The organism is Salmonella sp. NW1250 (genome assembly GCF_051812965.1).
In the GTDB taxonomy this organism is placed as follows: domain Bacteria; phylum Pseudomonadota; class Gammaproteobacteria; order Enterobacterales; family Enterobacteriaceae; genus Salmonella; species Salmonella enterica.
The window spans coordinates 429,797-446,701 of sequence record NZ_JAMNDD010000001.1; the positions used below are offsets into that span (position 1 = coordinate 429,797).

The window sequence follows — 16,905 nt, forward strand, 5'->3', positions numbered from 1 at the left end:
TTACGCCTTCTCGATGTTAACTAAAAACGCTTTGTATTCCGGCGTTTGCGAGTTGGCATCACCGACATTTGGCGTCAGAGTATTGGCGATATAGCCTTTGCGCGCGACACCCTCAAAGCCCCAGTGAATCGGGATCCCCACCGTTTCAACCTGCTGACCGTTGACATGCAGAGTGCGAAGACGACGAGTTACCACCGCGACCGCGCGAATAAACCCGCGTTTACTGCTCACCTTCACATAGTCGCCGTTAGCAATACCTTTCGCTGCCGCCAGCGTCTCACTGATCTCCACAAACTGTTCCGGCTGAGCGATAGCGTTAAGTAGCGCATGTTTGGTCCAGGTATGGAAATGCTCTGTGAGGCGGTAAGTCGTGCCCACGTACGGAAACTGCTCCTTCTTACCCATGCGCAGCGCATCTTCTTCATACAGACGCGCCGCCGGGTTCGAGACCACATTCGGGTGCAGCGGGTTAGTGCCCAGCGGCGTTTCCATCGGCTCGTAGTGTTCAGGGAACGGTCCTTCCGCCATTTTATCAATAGCAAACAGACGTCCCAGCCCTTCCGGCTGCATGATAAACGGATTGGTCCCGCTCCCCGGCGCCGCGTTGTTAAAGTCCGGAATATCGTTCCCTGTCCACTTCGCGCCGTTCCACTGGATCAGCATCCGTTTTGGATCCCACGGTTTACCCTGCGGGTCCGCCGAAGCGCGGTTATACAATACGCGACGGTTTAGCGGCCACGCCCACGCCCAACCCAGTGTATTGCCAAGCCCTGACGGGTCGGCGTTATCACGTCTGGACATCTGGTTGCCCTGCTCCGTCCAGCTACCGGTATAAATCCAGCAGGAGGAGGATGTCGTACCGTCATCGCGCAGTAATGCAAAACTGCTCAACAACTGGCCTTTCCTGGCAAGCAGTGTACCGTTGGCGTCATAGAGATCTTCCAGCGCATAGCCGTTGTTCTCTTTCGCCACTTCTTCCGAATGCGGTTCATCCGGCTGCTTGTAGTTCCAGCTCATCTTCAATAGTGGTTCGGCGCCTTTACCGCCTTCTGCGCGGTACATTTCACGCAGACGATGGTAAATACCGGCCAGAATCTCGCCGTCGTTACGCGCTTCGCCCGGCGCGTCCTGACCTTTCCAGTGCCACTGTAACCAGCGACCGGAGTTAGCGATAGAGCCATCCTCTTCCGCAAAACAGGTAGATGGCAGACGGAAGACTTCGGTCTGAATCGTTGTCGGATCGACATCATTAGATTCGCCGTGGTTCTGCCAGAACGTTGACGTTTCAGTCACCAGCGGATCGATAACGACCAGATACTTCAGTTTGCTTAAGCTTTGCACCACTTTGTTTTTGTCCGGAAAGGACGCCACCGGGTTAAAGCCCTGACAGAAATAGCCGGTGACTTTCCCGCTATCCATCATGTTGAAATATTTGATCACGTCATAGGACTGATCCCACTTAGGCAGCCAGGCAAAGCCCCAGTCATTCTCTTTCTGCGCCGCATCGCCATAGAAAGATTTCATCAGGCTGACGAAGAACTTAGGATAATTACCCCAGTAGTTGACCTGATCGGCCAGCGTCGCTTTGGGGGTATTCGCGGCCAGATAAGTTTGCAGATCGGCCTGTTTTTCCGATGGCAGCGTCAGATAACCCGGCAGGCTGGTGGAGAGCAGTCCTAAATCCGTTAAGCCCTGAATATTAGAGTGGCCGCGCAAAGCGTTCACACCGCCGCCAGCCATCCCCATATTGCCGAGCAGCAACTGGATCATCGCCATAGTACGGATGTTCTGCGCCCCGACGGTATGTTGCGTCCAGCCCAGCGCATACAGGAAGGTGGTAGTGCGATCCGGAACGCTGGTAGAGGCCAACACCTCACACACCTTCAGGAAGTCTGCTTTCGGCGTACCGCAGATGTTTTCCACGACGTCCGGCGTATAGCGCGAAACGTGCTGCTTCAGCAGATTCCACACACAGCGTGGGTGCGTCAACGTTTCATCACGTTTGGCATAGCCGTTTTCATCGAACTGGTAGTTCCAGGAGGATTTATCGTACTGACGCTTTTGGGCGTCATAGCCGCTGAAAAGACCGTCATCAAAGGAAAAATCATCCCGCACCAGCAGGCTGGCGTTAGTGTAATGCTTAACGTATTCAGCGTTGATTTTGTTATTTTCGATCAGGTACAGCAAAACGCCGGACAGAAAGGTAATGTCTGTACCGGAACGTATTGGCGCATAGATATCCGCCACCGACGCCGTACGCGTAAAGCGTGGATCAACGACGATCAGCGTCGCATCGTTATTGTTTTTCGCTTCCATCGCCCAGCGGAAACCCACCGGATGCGCTTCTGCGGCATTGCCGCCCATCACCATCACGACGTTGGCGTTTTTAATATCCACCCAGTGGTTGGTCATCGCACCGCGACCAAATGTTGGAGCAAGACTTGCTACCGTTGGTCCGTGTCAGACGCGCGCCTGGTTATCTACCGCCAGCATACCGAGAGAACGCGCAAACTTCTGCGTCAGCATACCCGTTTCATTGCTGGCCGCCGAGGCGCACAGCATCCCGGTAGAGAGCCAGCGGTTAACCGTGACGCCCTGCTCATTCTTTTCAATAAAGTTGGCGTCGCGGTCGGCTTTCATTAATTTAGCAATACGAGTGAAAGCGTCATCCCAGCTAATGCGCTGCCACTTGTCGGAACCCGGCGCGCGGTATTCCGGATAGCGTAGGCGATCTTCACTGTGAACATAGTCCAGCAAACCGGCCCCTTTCGGGCACAGCGCGCCACGGCTTACCGGATGATCCGGGTCGCCTTCAATATGGTAAATCGCTTCTTTCGCGTTTTTTGCCCCATCTCCCAGGCTATACATTAATAGCCCGCAACCTACGGAACAGTATGTGCAGGAGTTACGGATCTCTTTTGCGCGCAACAGCTTATAGTTTCGCGCCTGAGCCAGGGCCATTTTAGGGGTAAAACCCAGTGCGGCCACCGTTGTTCCCGCCATACCGCCCGCGCAGATTTTAAAAAATTGTCTGCGGCTGACGTCCATTGCTTTCCTCTTTTTTCCACGGATGCACGCCTCCTTCGAACTGCAGCAAAACCTCAGCCCAAGATGCGTGTATAACTTCGCGAGGAAACTAACAGCAAAATCGATAACTTTTTTGCGTCAAATCAATATTGAAACGGTTCCGCTATTAAATAGCCCTATTTTTAAACTGCAATAACTCCAGGGAGGTACTAAAAAATGACACTGCATGGCATCGCCCTCGGAAAAAGTGCTATAAGTGGCAGTTTATTTTGCGCGGTATTCAGGACAGTCACAAAGCATGACATCACAAAAAGCAACGCTAATAGGGCTTGTTGCCATCGTTCTGTGGAGCACGATGGTTGGGTTAATTCGCGGCGTCAGCGAAGGTCTCGGACCGGTAGGCGGCGCAGCCATGATCTATTCATTAAGCGGCCTGCTGCTGATTTTTACCGTCGGATTACCTGATATCCGCCGTTTCCCGGGGCGATACCTCATCGCAGGCAGCGTACTGTTTGTCAGTTATGAAATATGCCTGGCGCTTTCTCTCGGTTATGCCGCTACTCGCCATCAGGCTATCGAAGTCGGCATGGTTAACTATTTATGGCCCAGCCTGACTATCCTGTTTGCCATTCTTTTTAATGGGCAAAAAACTAACTGGCTTATTGTTCCCGGATTGCTTATTGCACTTACTGGCGTTTGCTGGGTTCTGGGGGGTGAGAATGGTCTTAATGCCGGAGAAATTATCAACAATGTCGCCACCAGTCCGCTAAGTTATTTACTGGCATTTCTTGGGGCGTTTATATGGGCGACATACTGCACGGTCACCAATAAATATGCGCGTGGTTTTAACGGTATCACCGTCTTTGTGTTACTCACCGCCGTGGCGCTGTGGTTCCACTATTTTCTTACGCCGCAACCTGCCATGATATTTAGCCTACCGGTGATTGCTAAACTTTTTACCGCGGCATTAACGTTAGGGTTTGCCTACGCCGCATGGAATGTGGGCATACTTCATGGCAATGTGACTATCATGGCCGTAGGGTCGTATTTTACCCCCGTCATGTCCTCTGCTCTGGCCGCGCTGTTACTCAGCTCGCCACTGTCATTCTCCTTCTGGCAAGGCGCAGTCATGGTTTGCGTAGGTTCGCTACTTTGTTGGCTGGCAACGCGGCGGCGCTAATAGCGACGGGCGGGCCGATGTTGATATTAAATCGACCCGCTGCACCTTGACACTCTTCATAACACAACTACGCTTTTATCTATCGCCTGTGTGTATTTGACGATTTTCCATTTTCACGAGCTCCCCCTGCGCCATACCAGGATCGCGCTGGTAAAAATGGATTTTATAAAACCGTTAAATATGTTAATGTAATGATATAATTATATTAACAAATATATAATCAACGCTAGCTGGCAACTGTATTAGTGCATATAATAATCAATCGTTACTACCAAAAATAAAATTATAAACAGCTCAATAATCCCATCCGAAAATATATCTTATTAGACAGTCCCTATTTGAATTAATACTCTCAAATGTATTAAGGAGATCTCGATCACACAAATTAAAATAATTTGTAATCTTATGAAACTTATTATTGAACTTATGCCACTCCGTCATTTAAAAATAGTCTGCCATTGACAAACGCCTCGTTTAACAATGGTTGAGGAAACACGCTAAGAAAATTATAAGGATTATTAAAATGAAACTTAAGTTAGTGGCAGTGGCAGTGACTTCCCTGTTGGCAGCAGGCGTTGTAAATGCAGCCGAGGTATATAACAAAGACGGCAATAAACTGGATCTGTACGGTAAAGTTCACGCTCAGCATTATTTCTCTGATGATAACGGAAGTGATGGTGACAAAACTTACGCGCGTCTGGGCTTTAAAGGCGAAACGCAGATCAATGACCAACTGGTTGGTTTTGGCCAGTGGGAATATGAATTCAAAGGCAACCGTACTGAATCTGAAGGTTCCGACAAAGACAAAACCCGTCTGGCATTCGCTGGTCTGAAATTCGCTGAATACGGTTCTTTCGACTATGGTCGTAACTACGGCGTTGCTTACGACATCGGCGCATGGACCGACGTTCTGCCAGAGTTCGGTGGCGATACCTGGACCCAGACTGACGTATTCATGACCCAGCGTGCTACCGGCGTTGCCACCTACCGTAACACCGATTTCTTCGGTCTGGTTGAAGGTCTGAACTTTGCCGCGCAGTATCAGGGCAAAAACGATCGTGACAATGAAGTAGAAGCAAACGGCGACGGTTTCGGTCTGTCCGCAACGTATGAGTACGAAGGTTTTGGCGTGGGTGCGGCCTATGCGAAGTCTGACCGTACTGACCGTCAGGTGCGCAACGGCACCAATGGCCTGTATGCTTCTGGCCAGAATGCGGAAGTGTGGGCTGCTGGTCTGAAGTATGATGCGAACAATATCTATCTGGCGACCACCTACTCCGAAACGCTGAATATGACCACATTCGGTAAAATCGACGGTATTGCTAACAAAACTCAGAACTTTGAAGCTGTTGCTCAGTACCAGTTCGACTTCGGTCTGCGTCCGTCCATTGCTTACCTGAAATCCAAAGGTAAAGATCTGGGTGCTTACGGCGACCAGGATCTGGTTGAGTACATCGATGTCGGTGCTACCTACTACTTCAACAAAAACATGTCCACCTTCGTTGATTACAAAATCAACCTGCTGGATGACACCAACTTCACTAAAAATGTTGCGCAGATCAGCACTGACAACATCGTTGCTGTTGGTCTGAACTACCAGTTCTAATTTTGTTGTAGTCTGAATACAAAGCCAGTCCTTTCAGGGCTGGCTTTTTCTCTTGATGTAGACTCGGTCATAAGGAGTATGCCGTGCAGACGTTCACTGGTCGTTGTCTTTGCGGACAGAGCCATTTTACCGTTGACGTCGAAATGCTGGATGTCTATGCCTGCCATTGTACGCTGTGTCAAAAATGGTCGGGTGGAATAGCCATGTATCTGGAAGCCTGCGGGCAACCACAGCTAGCCCCCTTTTCCCCGGAACCGCCATACTTTTCATCCTCTTCGCGCGGCGAACGCTACTTCTGTTCCGGCTGCGGGTGTCCGCTGTGGTTTCGGCTTACCGATACCGATCGCTATTTTATTCCCTGGACCTTACTGGAACTGAACGAAGTTGATCGCCGTCGGCTGATTCTGGCTGCGGAAATTTATACCGAAACCCAGCCTGCCTTCTGGCGACTGACGGGGCAATACGCACGCCTCAGCGGTAAAGAGGTTGAGGAAATGGACTCCCCCTGCCAGCTAGCGCATTAAGCGCTTATCTCACCAGGCGTTATGTTATCGGCGTTGGGCTTTTGCCAGGCTGAACCACATCCCTACCGCCAGCAAAAGAAGCATACTCCCGGCGCTGCTTAACGCCACGCTATGCGACCAGATAAAGGCATGTCTGGCGGCGTCCAGTATTGCCTGCCCCTGCGTGGGCGGTAGGCTATTCGCCAACTGCACGGCTTCTCCCATTGAAGATGACGCTCTGGCAATCTCTTGCGCCTCAAGCCCGGCAGGCAGACGGATAGACGCGGAGAAGCTACGGCTTAACAACAGACCGAAAATGGCAATGCCCAGTCCCGCGCCCAGTTCATAAGCCATCGTTTCTATCGCGCCGGCCGCCGCCGCTTTTTCTGCCGGCGCAGCGGCCATAATTGCCGACGTGGAAGCCAGCAATGCGCTGGCGGCGCTAAATCCCAGCAGCGCCATCAGCCCCCAGGCCTGCCATTGCTGGGTGCTGAAATCCGTCATCGCCAGGCCATAAAAACTCAGCGCGCTTAACGCCATGCCGCCCGTCGCGACCAGCCGTAGTCCCAGACGCGAGACCAGCACGCCCGCAATCGGCCCGCTGAATCCACTGGCGACCATCACCGGCAGCATAAATACCCCGGCCTCATAAGGCGATAGCCCGTGAACAAACTGCAGCTCTTGCGCCATCAGCAGCTCAAAACCCACCAGAGTGATCATCGCGGTCATCGCCATCACGACGCCGCTCAGGATAATGCGATGGGTAAATAGTCGCATATCAATCATCGGACGCGATGTCGCAAGCTGTGTGCGGATAAAGAGTCCCAGGAGCAGCGCGCCGGTAAGCAGGGTAAGCGAGATGACCCACAGCGACAGATGCCCTTTCAGCGCGGTTTTAGCGCTATAGACCAACAGCAAAATGGCAATAATCAGCATCACCGCATGGCCAAGATTGAGCGGTTGATCGCGACGGCCCGCCTGGCGAGGAACATAGCGGGCGGTTAAGCCCATGACGACCAGCACAATCGGCACGTTGATCAGGAAAACCGATCCCCAGTAAAAATGCTCTAATAATATGCCGCCGATGAGCGGCCCAAACGCCGCTCCGCCCGAACCTACCGCTGCCCAGACGCCCAGCGCCATGTTGCGATGCTTCTCTTCACAAAAGGTGGCGCGTATCCCGGCCAGCGTCGCCGGTACAATCATCGCCGCGCCAATAGCCAGTAATACCCTGGTGGCGATAAGCCAACTGGCGGTATGCGAAAACGCCGCCGCCAGTGACGCCAGGCCAAAGAGCGTCCCGCCCAGCATCAGCAGGCGTTTAAAACCGATACGATCGCCAAGCGCGCCCATCGGCAACACCATGCCAGCCATGACCAAAGAATAAATATCAATGATCCACAGCAGCTCGTTGCCGCTGGCCCCCAGTGTCATACTCAGTGTCGGCGCAGCGACATGCAAGACCGTGGCATCAATGGCGACAGGAATATAGACCAGCACAATAATGACTAACGTTAACCACTGACGAAACATAACTCTCCCTTCAAAAATTCAAATTTGGACGCTTGTCCAGCTTCAGGATCCTACGGTAAGTTGAACGAATGTCCAGCTTTTTGTTACACTGCGCGCATTGGCTAATGTGGGGAAAATATGAGTTACCTTAACCGGGATGAACGCCGCGAAGTGATCCTGCAAGCGGCGATGCGCGTGGCGCTGGCAGAGGGGTTTGCCGCCATGACGGTGCGACGAATCGCATCAGAAGCCGATGTTGCCGCCGGACAGGTGCATCACCACTTCAGCTCGGCGGGTGAGCTCAAAGCGCTGGCCTTTGTCCATTTGATCCGTACCCTGCTTGATGCCGGGCAAGTTCCGCCGCCTGCCACCTGGCGTGCACGGCTTCACGCTATGTTGGGTAGCGAAGACGGCGGCTTTGAGCCTTACATAAAATTGTGGCGAGAGGCGCAAATTCTGGCCGATCGGGATCCGCACATCAGAGATGCTTATCTCCTCACGATGCAGATGTGGCATGAGGAAACGGTCACAATTATCGAGCAGGGCAAACAGGCAGGAGAATTTACGTTTACTGCTAACGCCACGGATATCGCCTGGCGGCTTATCGCACTGGTGTGCGGGCTGGACGGTATGTATGTGCTGGGTATTCCGGAAATGGCCGATCCCGCGTTTAAATACCATCTGGATCGGATGATTACGCTTGAACTCTTTGCGTAAAGTTACAAATAATTTAATAAAAATCACTTTTAGTTTACAAATAGTAACAATTAAGAAACATCATATCTCCTCTTCGCGCCGCGCTGGCCTGGTTTTTTATCTATTCTTTCACTCAATATTCTAAAAAAACTTCAATAAGTTCTCAAAAGAGCGCGTGACGCTCTGTCTCTTTTTTGTGTTTTTTTCAAATGATATGCGCATGTGAGGGGTAAAATGACACGACAAAACGAGAATTATAACCGTTATCTCTTGAGTGACTGGCGACCCGAAAATCCAGCCTTCTGGGAGAATAAAGGGAAAGGCATCGCCAGAAGAAACTTATGGATTTCAGTAAGTTGTTTGCTCCTGGCATTTTGCGTCTGGATGTTGTTTAGCGCTGTTGCCGTCAACCTCAATAAAATTGGATTTAATTTTACCACCGACCAACTCTTTTTATTAACCGCATTACCTTCTCTTTCCGGCGCAATATTACGCGTTCCCTACTCCTTTATGGTGCCACTGTTTGGTGGGCGTAAATGGACCGTATTAAGTACCGTAATATTGATTATTCCCTGCGCCTGGCTGGGATTCGCCGTGCAAAATCCCGCCACCCCTTTCGGGGTATTTATGCTCATCGCTCTGTTGTGCGGTTTTGCGGGGGCAAACTTCGCGTCCAGTATGGGCAACATCAGTTTTTTCTTTCCAAAAGCCAGACAAGGTAGCGCGTTGGGTATTAACGGCGGACTGGGAAATCTTGGCGTCAGTGTGATGCAGTTGATTGCGCCGCTGGTTATTTTTCTGCCGATATTTACTTTTTTAGGCGTCCAGGGCGTGCCGCAACCTGATGGCTCCCTGCTCGCCCTCACTAACGCCGCCTGGATCTGGGTGCCGTTACTGGCTGTCGCGACGCTTGCCGCCTGGTTTGGTATGAACGATATCGGCAGTTCAAAAGCGTCTGTCGCTTCGCAATTGCCGGTGCTAAAACGTCTGCACCTGTGGCTGCTTAGCCTGCTGTACCTGGCGACATTCGGGTCATTCATCGGCTTTTCCGCAGGTTTCGCCATGCTCGCCAAAACGCAATTTCCCGACGTAAACATTCTGCAACTGGCGTTCTTTGGACCCTTTATCGGCGCGCTGGCGCGATCGGCAGGCGGCGTGATCTCCGATAAATTCGGCGGCGTTCGCGTAACGCTCATTAATTTTATCTTTATGGCGCTGTTTACCGCCCTGCTATTCCTCACGCTGCCAGGCTCCGGCGCAGGCAGCTTTAGCGCGTTCTATCTTGTTTTTATGGGCCTGTTTTTGACAGCGGGTCTCGGCAGCGGTTCTACCTTCCAGATGATTGCGGTGATCTTCCGTCAGATCACGCTCTACAACGTCAAACTGCGCGGCGGGAGCGATGAGCAGGCGCAGCGCGAAGCGGTGACGGATACCGCCGCCGCACTCGGTTTTATCTCCGCTATTGGCGCTGTGGGCGGCTTCTTTATTCCAAAAGCGTTTGGCACCTCTTTGGCCTTGACCGGCTCGCCGGTGGGCGCCATGAAAATCTTTTTGCTGTTTTACATCGCTTGCGTCCTGCTGACCTGGCTGGTCTACGGGCGTCGTAAGCCTAAACAACAATAACAACATACGCACCTGTAGGACGGCCATCCGGCAATGGTTTAACGCCAAATCGACAGGGTGGCGGAAAATTTATCGAAGCAGGAGAAATGTCATGAGTAAACTGTTGGATCGCTTTCGTTACTTTAAACAAAAAGGCGATACCTTTGCCGACGGCCATGGTCAGGTGATGCATACCAACCGCGACTGGGAAGACAGTTATCGCCAGCGCTGGCAGTTTGATAAGATCGTGCGCTCAACCCACGGCGTCAACTGCACGGGCTCCTGTAGCTGGAAAATTTATGTCAAAAACGGTCTGGTGACGTGGGAAACTCAACAAACCGACTACCCGCGCACGCGTCCCGATTTACCGAACCATGAACCGCGCGGCTGCCCGCGCGGCGCCAGCTACTCCTGGTATCTCTATAGCGCCAATCGTCTGAAATACCCTCTGGTGCGTAAGCGGCTGATAGAACTGTGGCGCGAGGCCCTTTCCCGGCACAGCGATCCGGTACTGGCATGGGAATCTATAATGAACGACCCGCAAAAATGCCAAAGTTACAAACAGGTGCGCGGACATGGCGGCTTTATTCGTTCGAACTGGAAAGAGCTGAATCAGCTCATTGCCGCCGCTAACGTCTGGACAATCAAAACCTATGGTCCGGATCGTGTGGCGGGGTTTTCACCTATTCCGGCGATGTCGATGGTTTCTTACGCCGCCGGAACACGTTATCTGTCATTGCTTGGCGGTACTTGTCTGAGCTTCTATGACTGGTATTGCGATCTTCCACCCGCGTCGCCAATGACCTGGGGCGAGCAGACTGATGTGCCGGAGTCCGCCGACTGGTATAACTCAGCCTACATTATTGCCTGGGGCTCTAACGTGCCGCAGACGCGTACCCCGGACGCCCACTTCTTTACTGAAGTGCGCTACAAAGGCACTAAGACGATCGCCATCACCCCGGACTATTCCGAAGTCGCTAAACTGTGCGATCAGTGGCTGGCGCCAAAGCAAGGTACCGACAGCGCGCTGGCGATGGCCATGGGTCACGTTATTTTAAAAGAGTTTCATCTCGATAATCCCAGCGACTATTTTCTTAACTATTGCCGCCGTTATACCGACATGCCAATGCTGGTCCTGTTGGATGAGCGCGCAGACGGCAGTTATGTACCGGGGCGTATGATGCGCGCGTCGGATCTGGTAGATGGACTGGGAGAAGCCAATAATCCGGAATGGAAAACCGTCGCGCTCAACAGTACGGGCGAACTGGTCGCGCCCAATGGTTCTATCGGTTTTCGCTGGGGCGAAAAGGGAAAATGGAACCTGGAACCGGTGGCGGCGGGCGTCGAAACTGAACTGTCGCTCTCTTTACTCGGTCAGCATGATGACGTGGCGGGTGTCGCTTTCCCCTATTTTGGCGGCAACGAAAACCCACATTTTCGCAGCGTGCGGCAGGAACCGGTACTGGTACGTCAGTTACCGGTGAAACGCCTGGCTCTGGCGGACGGTAGCGAGCGGATGGTCGTCAGCGTTTACGATCTGGTACTGGCGAATTATGGGCTGGATCGTGGTCTGGATGACTGCCATAGCGCCAATAATTATAACGACGTAAAAGCCTACACGCCGGCCTGGGGCGAACAGATTACCGGCGTGCCGCGTCGACATATCGAAACTATTGCGCGTGAATTTGCCGAGACCGCCCATAAAACTCACGGTCGTTCGATGATCATCCTCGGCGCGGGAGTGAATCACTGGTATCACATGGATATGAATTACCGTGGGATGATTAACATGCTGGTATTCTGCGGCTGTGTTGGACAAACCGGCGGCGGCTGGGCGCATTATGTCGGCCAGGAGAAGCTGCGGCCGCAAACCGGCTGGCTGCCGCTGGCCTTCGCGCTGGACTGGAATCGCCCGCCGCGTCAGATGAACAGTACCTCGTTTTTCTACAACCATGCCAGCCAGTGGCGCTATGAAAAACTGACTGCGCAAGAGTTGCTGTCGCCGTTGGCCGATCCGGCTAAATTTTCCGGACACCTGATCGATTTCAACGTGCGCGCGGAACGTATGGGCTGGCTACCCTCGGCGCCGCAGCTTAATCTTAACCCGCTCAGCGTGAAAGCGAGCGCCGATAAAGCCGGGCTGTCTGCGGCGGATTATACCGTGCAAGCGTTGAAATCAGGCGCTATCCGTTTTGCCTGCGAACAGCCTGACAGTGGTCATAATCACCCGCGAAATTTATTTGTCTGGCGCTCTAACCTGCTCGGCTCCTCCGGGAAAGGTCATGAGTACATGCTCAAATATCTGCTGGGCACAGACAGCGGTATCCAGGGCGAAGCGCTGGGCTCCAGCGAAGGAATTAAGCCTGAAGAGGTGGAATGGCAGTCCGCCGCGATTGAGGGCAAGCTCGATCTGTTGGTCACACTTGATTTCCGTATGTCCAGTACCTGTCTGTTTTCCGATATCGTCTTGCCGACCGCCACCTGGTATGAAAAAGACGATATGAATACCTCGGATATGCATCCGTTTATCCACCCCCTTTCCGCCGCGGTCGATCCTGCCTGGGAATCCAAAAGCGACTGGGAGATCTACAAAGGTATCGCCAGCGTCTTTTCTGAAGTGTGTGTCGGACATCTCGGACAGGAAACCGATGTGGTGTTACACCCGCTCCAGCATGATTCCCCGGCGGAACTGGCGCAGCCATTTGATATTCTCGACTGGCGTAAAGGCGAGTGCGAACTTATTCCGGGCAAAACCGCGCCCAATATCGTCGTGGTTGAACGCGATTATCCGGCCACCTATGAACGTTTTACCTCGCTGGGTCCCCTTCTGGATAAATTAGGCAACGGCGGTAAGGGTATTGCCTGGAATACGCAAGATGAAGTCGATTTCCTCGGTAAGCTCAATTACGCCAAACACGATGGCCCGGCGAAAGGACGTCCGCGAATAGACACCGCGCTGGATGCCTCGGAAGTGATTCTTGCCTTAGCGCCGGAAACTAACGGCCAGGTGGCGGTGAAAGCCTGGCAGGCGTTGGGCGAGATGACCGGGCGCGAGCACACCCATCTGGCCATCAATAAAGAAGATGAGAAAATTCGCTTTCGTGATATCCAGGCGCAACCGCGCAAAATTATCTCCAGCCCGACCTGGTCAGGACTGGAAAGCGAACATGTCTCTTATAACGCCGGATATACCAACGTACATGAACTGATCCCGTGGCGCACGTTGTCGGGGCGGCAACAACTCTATCAGGATCATGCGTGGATGCGCGCTTTTGGCGAAAGCCTGGTGGCATATCGTCCGCCGATTGATACCCGCAGCGTCAGCGAAATGCGAGAAATTCCGCCCAACGGTTTCCCGGAAAAAGCGCTTAACTTCCTGACGCCGCACCAGAAATGGGGAATTCACTCCACCTACAGCGAAAACCTGCTGATGCTGACCTTGTCGCGCGGCGGGCCGATTGTCTGGATCAGCGAAGCCGATGCCCGTGAACTGGGTATTGAAGATAACGACTGGATTGAAGCCTTCAACGCTAATGGCGCCCTTACCGCTCGTGCGGTGGTCAGCCAGCGCGTTCCGCCGGGTATGACCATGATGTACCACGCCCAGGAGCGAATTATGAATATTCCGGGCTCGGAAGTGACCGGGATGCGCGGCGGGATCCATAACTCCGTGACCCGGGTCTGTCCAAAACCGACGCATATGATCGGCGGCTATGCGCAACTGGCTTACGGCTTCAACTATTACGGAACCGTGGGTTCGAATCGCGATGAATTCATCATGATCAGGAAGATGAAAAACATTAACTGGCTGGATGATGAGGGCCGGGATCAGGTACAGGAGGCGAAAAAATGAAAATACGCTCACAGGTTGGGATGGTACTGAATCTCGATAAATGTATTGGCTGTCACACCTGCTCCGTCACCTGTAAAAACGTCTGGACCGGGCGTGAAGGGATGGAATACGCATGGTTCAATAACGTCGAAACTAAACCGGGCATCGGCTATCCCAAAAACTGGGAAGACCAGCAGGAGTGGCAAGGCGGTTGGGTTCGTGATGTTAATGGCAAGATAAGGCCCCGTCTGGGCGGCAAAATGGGGGTAATTAGCAAAATTTTCGCCAACCCGGTGATTCCGCAAATCGATGATTACTATGAACCCTTTACCTTCGATTATCAGCATTTACATACAGCGCCGGAGAGTAAGCATCAGCCCACTGCCCGTCCGCGTTCACTGATCGACGGAAAACGGATGGACAAGGTGATCTGGGGGCCAAACTGGGAAGAGCTGCTCGGCGGCGAATTTGAAAAACGCGCCCGCGACCGCAACTTCGACAACATACAAAAGGAGATGTACGGTCAGTTCGAAAACACCTTCATGATGTACCTGCCGCGCCTGTGCGAACACTGCCTGAACCCCAGTTGTGTCGCCACCTGCCCAAGTGGCGCTATTTATAAGCGTGAAGAAGACGGCATCGTGCTAATCGACCAGGATAAATGCCGGGGCTGGCGTTTGTGTATCAGCGGCTGCCCGTACAAAAAAATCTACTTTAACTGGAAGAGCGGCAAGTCTGAGAAGTGCATATTTTGCTATCCGCGTATTGAATCCGGCCAGCCGACCGTTTGCTCGGAAACCTGCGTCGGGCGCATCCGTTATCTTGGCGTTCTGCTCTACGACGCCGACAGGATTGAAGACGCGGCCAGTACCGAACACGAGACAGATTTGTATGAACGTCAGTGCGATGTGTTTCTCAATCCGCACGATCCGGCGGTCATCGAAGAGGCGCTTAAACAGGGCATCCCGCAAAACGTCATCGACGCCGCCCAACGGTCGCCGGTGTACAAAATGGCGATGGACTGGAAGCTGGCGCTTCCGCTGCACCCGGAATACCGTACCCTGCCGATGGTCTGGTACGTACCGCCGCTGTCACCCATCCAGTCATACGCCGACGCGGGCGGGTTACCGCACAATGGCAATATTCTGCCGGCGGTGGAGACGCTGCGTATTCCGGTCCAGTACCTGGCCAATATGCTCAGCGCGGGCGATACCGGTCCGGTCATTCGGGCTCTAAAGCGGATGATGGCGATGCGCCACTACATGCGCTCGCAGACGGTTGAAGGCGTGACGGATACCCGCGCGATTGACGAAGTGGGTCTGAGCGTACAACAGGTTGAAGAGATGTATCGCTACCTGGCGATTGCCAATTATGAAGATCGTTTTGTCATTCCCACCAGCCACCGGGAAATGGCGCGCGATGCCTTTCCGGAGCGCAACGGCTGCGGCTTTACTTTTGGCGACGGTTGCCACGGGTCGGATACCAAATTCAACCTGTTCAACAGTAGCCGTATTGATGCCATCAATATCACCGAAGTACGTGATAAAGCGGAGGGGGAATAATGCAAATCCTCAAAGCGATTGGCCTGTTGATGGAATATCCGGACGACGAGTTGTGGGAATGTCGGGATGAAGCGCTCACCCTTATCCAACACGATGCGCCAATGCTGGCCGACTTCACTCGCGAGCTGCTTTATGCGCCGTTACTGGATAAACAAGCAGAATGGTGCGAAGTGTTTGACCGAGGGCGCGCCACTTCATTGCTGTTATTCGAGCATGTTCATGCGGAGTCCCGCGATCGCGGCCAGGCGATGGTCGATTTGTTAAGCCAGTATGAAACCGTGGGCCTGCAGCTCAACTGCCGCGAACTGCCGGATCACCTGCCGCTCTATCTGGAGTACTTAAGCGTGTTGCCGGAAGCGGAAGCGCGCGAGGGATTACAGAATATTGCCCCTATTCTGGCGCTGCTGGGCGGTCGTCTGAAACAGCGAGGAGCGCCGTGGTATCAACTGTTTGACGCCCTGCTGACGCTGGCGGGCAGTACGCTTACAAGTGACAGTGTCACTAAACAAATTATTCAGGAATCGCGGGATGATACCCGTCAGGCACTGGATGCCGTCTGGGAAGAAGAACAGGTGAAGTTTATCGAAGATAACGCCACGACCTGTGACAGTTCACCGTTACACCATTATCAACGACGCTTTAGCCAGGACGCGGCGCCGCAGTACGTCGACGTCAGCGCGGGAGGCCCGAAATGATACAGTACCTGAACGTCTTTTTTTACGACATCTACCCCTATATTTGCGCCACGGTATTCTTCCTCGGCAGTTGGCTGCGCTATGACTACGGACAATATACCTGGCGCGCGTCGTCCAGCCAGATGCTGGATAAGCGCGGGATGGTGATATGGTCGAATTTGTTCCATATTGGCATTCTGGGGATCTTTTTTGGCCATCTGTTTGGAATGCTGACGCCACACTGGATGTATGCCTGGTTCCTGCCGATTGCGGTAAAACAGCAGATGGCGATGATCCTCGGCGGCGTGTGCGGCGTATTAACGTTGATCGGCGGCGCGGGATTACTGTGGCGTCGTCTGACCAATCAGCGTGTGCGGGCGACATCCACTACACCTGATATTATCATCATGAGCATTTTGCTGATTCAGTGCCTGCTTGGCCTGAGCACCATTCCGTTTTCGGCGCAATATCCGGATGGCAGCGAAATGATGAAGTTGGTGGGCTGGGCGCAAAGTATTGTCACCTTCCGCGGCGGGTCTTCGGAAATGCTGAACGGTGTGGCGTTTGTTTTCCGCGTTCATCTGGTGCTGGGAATGACTATTTTCCTGCTCTTCCCGTTCACCCGTCTGGTTCATGTCTGGAGCGCGCCGTTTGAGTATTTCACCCGTCGCTACCAGATTGTTCGTACCCGCCGCTAATTCTCTTTGACCG

General features: G+C 53.0%; 11 protein-coding genes. 9 read left to right on the forward strand and 2 right to left on the reverse strand.

Translation table 11 applies throughout. The annotated features are described in order from the left end of the window. Complete coding sequence (fdnG, locus tag NBA72_RS02245; protein WP_079981061.1) at nucleotides 1-3,048, reverse strand: formate dehydrogenase-N subunit alpha; 3,048 nt, start codon at nucleotides 3,046-3,048, stop codon at nucleotides 1-3. A gap of 277 nt (nucleotides 3,049-3,325) precedes the next feature. Between fdnG and yddG the strand changes: the two genes are divergently transcribed. The 3 genes from yddG (at nucleotide 3,326) to NBA72_RS02260 (ending at nucleotide 6,337) form a co-directional block, all read left to right on the forward strand. Then, a complete protein-coding gene (yddG, locus tag NBA72_RS02250; RefSeq protein WP_000203786.1) occupies nucleotides 3,326-4,207 on the forward strand; it encodes an aromatic amino acid efflux DMT transporter YddG in 882 nt (293 codons plus the stop codon). Nucleotides 4,208-4,730: 523 nt separating this feature from the next. Beyond that, nucleotides 4,731-5,813 (forward strand): porin OmpD, encoded by a 1,083-nt coding sequence (gene ompD, locus NBA72_RS02255; RefSeq protein ID WP_000769043.1) that lies wholly within the window; start codon nucleotides 4,731-4,733, stop codon nucleotides 5,811-5,813. Between the two features lie 143 nt (nucleotides 5,814-5,956). Continuing rightward, the gene (locus NBA72_RS02260) at nucleotides 5,957-6,337 is read left to right on the forward strand and encodes a GFA family protein (protein ID WP_077464068.1); all 381 of its coding nucleotides are present in this window, start codon (nucleotides 5,957-5,959) and stop codon (nucleotides 6,335-6,337) included. 24 nt (nucleotides 6,338-6,361) lie between these two features. Here the strand turns inward: NBA72_RS02260 and smvA are convergent, their stop codons facing one another. Next, nucleotides 6,362-7,849: a methyl viologen efflux MFS transporter SmvA gene (gene smvA / locus NBA72_RS02265; protein WP_000489736.1), complete on the reverse strand. Its 1,488-nt coding sequence runs from the start codon at nucleotides 7,847-7,849 to the stop codon at nucleotides 6,362-6,364. A 117-nt stretch (nucleotides 7,850-7,966) separates the two neighbouring features. Here smvA and NBA72_RS02270 point away from each other — a divergent pair, with 117 nt between their 5' ends. The 6 genes from NBA72_RS02270 (at nucleotide 7,967) to narI (ending at nucleotide 16,892) form a co-directional block, all read left to right on the forward strand. Further along, nucleotides 7,967-8,545, forward strand: coding sequence for a TetR family transcriptional regulator (locus tag NBA72_RS02270; protein WP_000121044.1), 579 nt, complete (start codon nucleotides 7,967-7,969; stop codon nucleotides 8,543-8,545). 213 nt (nucleotides 8,546-8,758) lie between these two features. Further along, a complete protein-coding gene (locus NBA72_RS02275; RefSeq protein ID WP_000198250.1) occupies nucleotides 8,759-10,147 on the forward strand; it encodes a NarK family nitrate/nitrite MFS transporter in 1,389 nt (462 codons plus the stop codon). 91 nt (nucleotides 10,148-10,238) lie between these two features. After that, complete coding sequence (locus NBA72_RS02280) at nucleotides 10,239-13,979, forward strand: nitrate reductase subunit alpha (protein WP_042947255.1); 3,741 nt, start codon at nucleotides 10,239-10,241, stop codon at nucleotides 13,977-13,979. Then, nucleotides 13,976-15,520, forward strand: coding sequence for a nitrate reductase subunit beta (gene narH / locus NBA72_RS02285; RefSeq protein WP_000702601.1), 1,545 nt, complete (start codon nucleotides 13,976-13,978; stop codon nucleotides 15,518-15,520). Before NBA72_RS02280 ends, narH begins: the two co-directional genes overlap by 4 nt. Beyond that, nucleotides 15,520-16,215 (forward strand): nitrate reductase molybdenum cofactor assembly chaperone, encoded by a 696-nt coding sequence (gene narW, locus NBA72_RS02290; protein ID WP_042947252.1) that lies wholly within the window; start codon nucleotides 15,520-15,522, stop codon nucleotides 16,213-16,215. The genes narH and narW overlap by 1 nt, the downstream gene beginning before the upstream one ends. After that, nucleotides 16,212-16,892 carry a respiratory nitrate reductase subunit gamma gene (gene narI / locus NBA72_RS02295; protein ID WP_000617103.1) on the forward strand — a complete coding sequence of 227 codons (681 nt, stop codon included), beginning with the start codon at nucleotides 16,212-16,214 and terminating at the stop codon, nucleotides 16,890-16,892. The genes narW and narI overlap by 4 nt, the downstream gene beginning before the upstream one ends. The last annotated feature ends 13 nt before the right edge of the window (nucleotides 16,893-16,905 follow it).

Excerpts from the sequence above, each read along its gene's own strand:
- ompD (WP_000769043.1), top strand. The coding sequence starts at position 4,731 with ATGAAACTTAAGTTAGTGGCAGTGGCAGTGACTTCCCTGTTGGCAGCA.
- NBA72_RS02260 (WP_077464068.1), top strand. The coding sequence starts at position 5,957 with ATGCTGGATGTCTATGCCTGCCATTGTACGCTGTGTCAAAAATGGTCG.
- narW (WP_042947252.1), top strand. The coding sequence starts at position 15,520 with ATGCAAATCCTCAAAGCGATTGGCCTGTTGATGGAATATCCGGACGAC.
- NBA72_RS02275 (WP_000198250.1), top strand. The coding sequence starts at position 8,759 with ATGACACGACAAAACGAGAATTATAACCGTTATCTCTTGAGTGACTGG.
- narH (WP_000702601.1), top strand. The coding sequence starts at position 13,976 with ATGAAAATACGCTCACAGGTTGGGATGGTACTGAATCTCGATAAATGT.
- yddG (WP_000203786.1), top strand. The coding sequence starts at position 3,326 with ATGACATCACAAAAAGCAACGCTAATAGGGCTTGTTGCCATCGTTCTG.
- NBA72_RS02280 (WP_042947255.1), top strand. The coding sequence starts at position 10,239 with ATGAGTAAACTGTTGGATCGCTTTCGTTACTTTAAACAAAAAGGCGAT.
- narI (WP_000617103.1), top strand. The coding sequence starts at position 16,212 with ATGATACAGTACCTGAACGTCTTTTTTTACGACATCTACCCCTATATT.
- smvA (WP_000489736.1), bottom strand. The coding sequence starts at position 7,849 with ATGTTTCGTCAGTGGTTAACGTTAGTCATTATTGTGCTGGTCTATATT.
- NBA72_RS02270 (WP_000121044.1), top strand. The coding sequence starts at position 7,967 with ATGAGTTACCTTAACCGGGATGAACGCCGCGAAGTGATCCTGCAAGCG.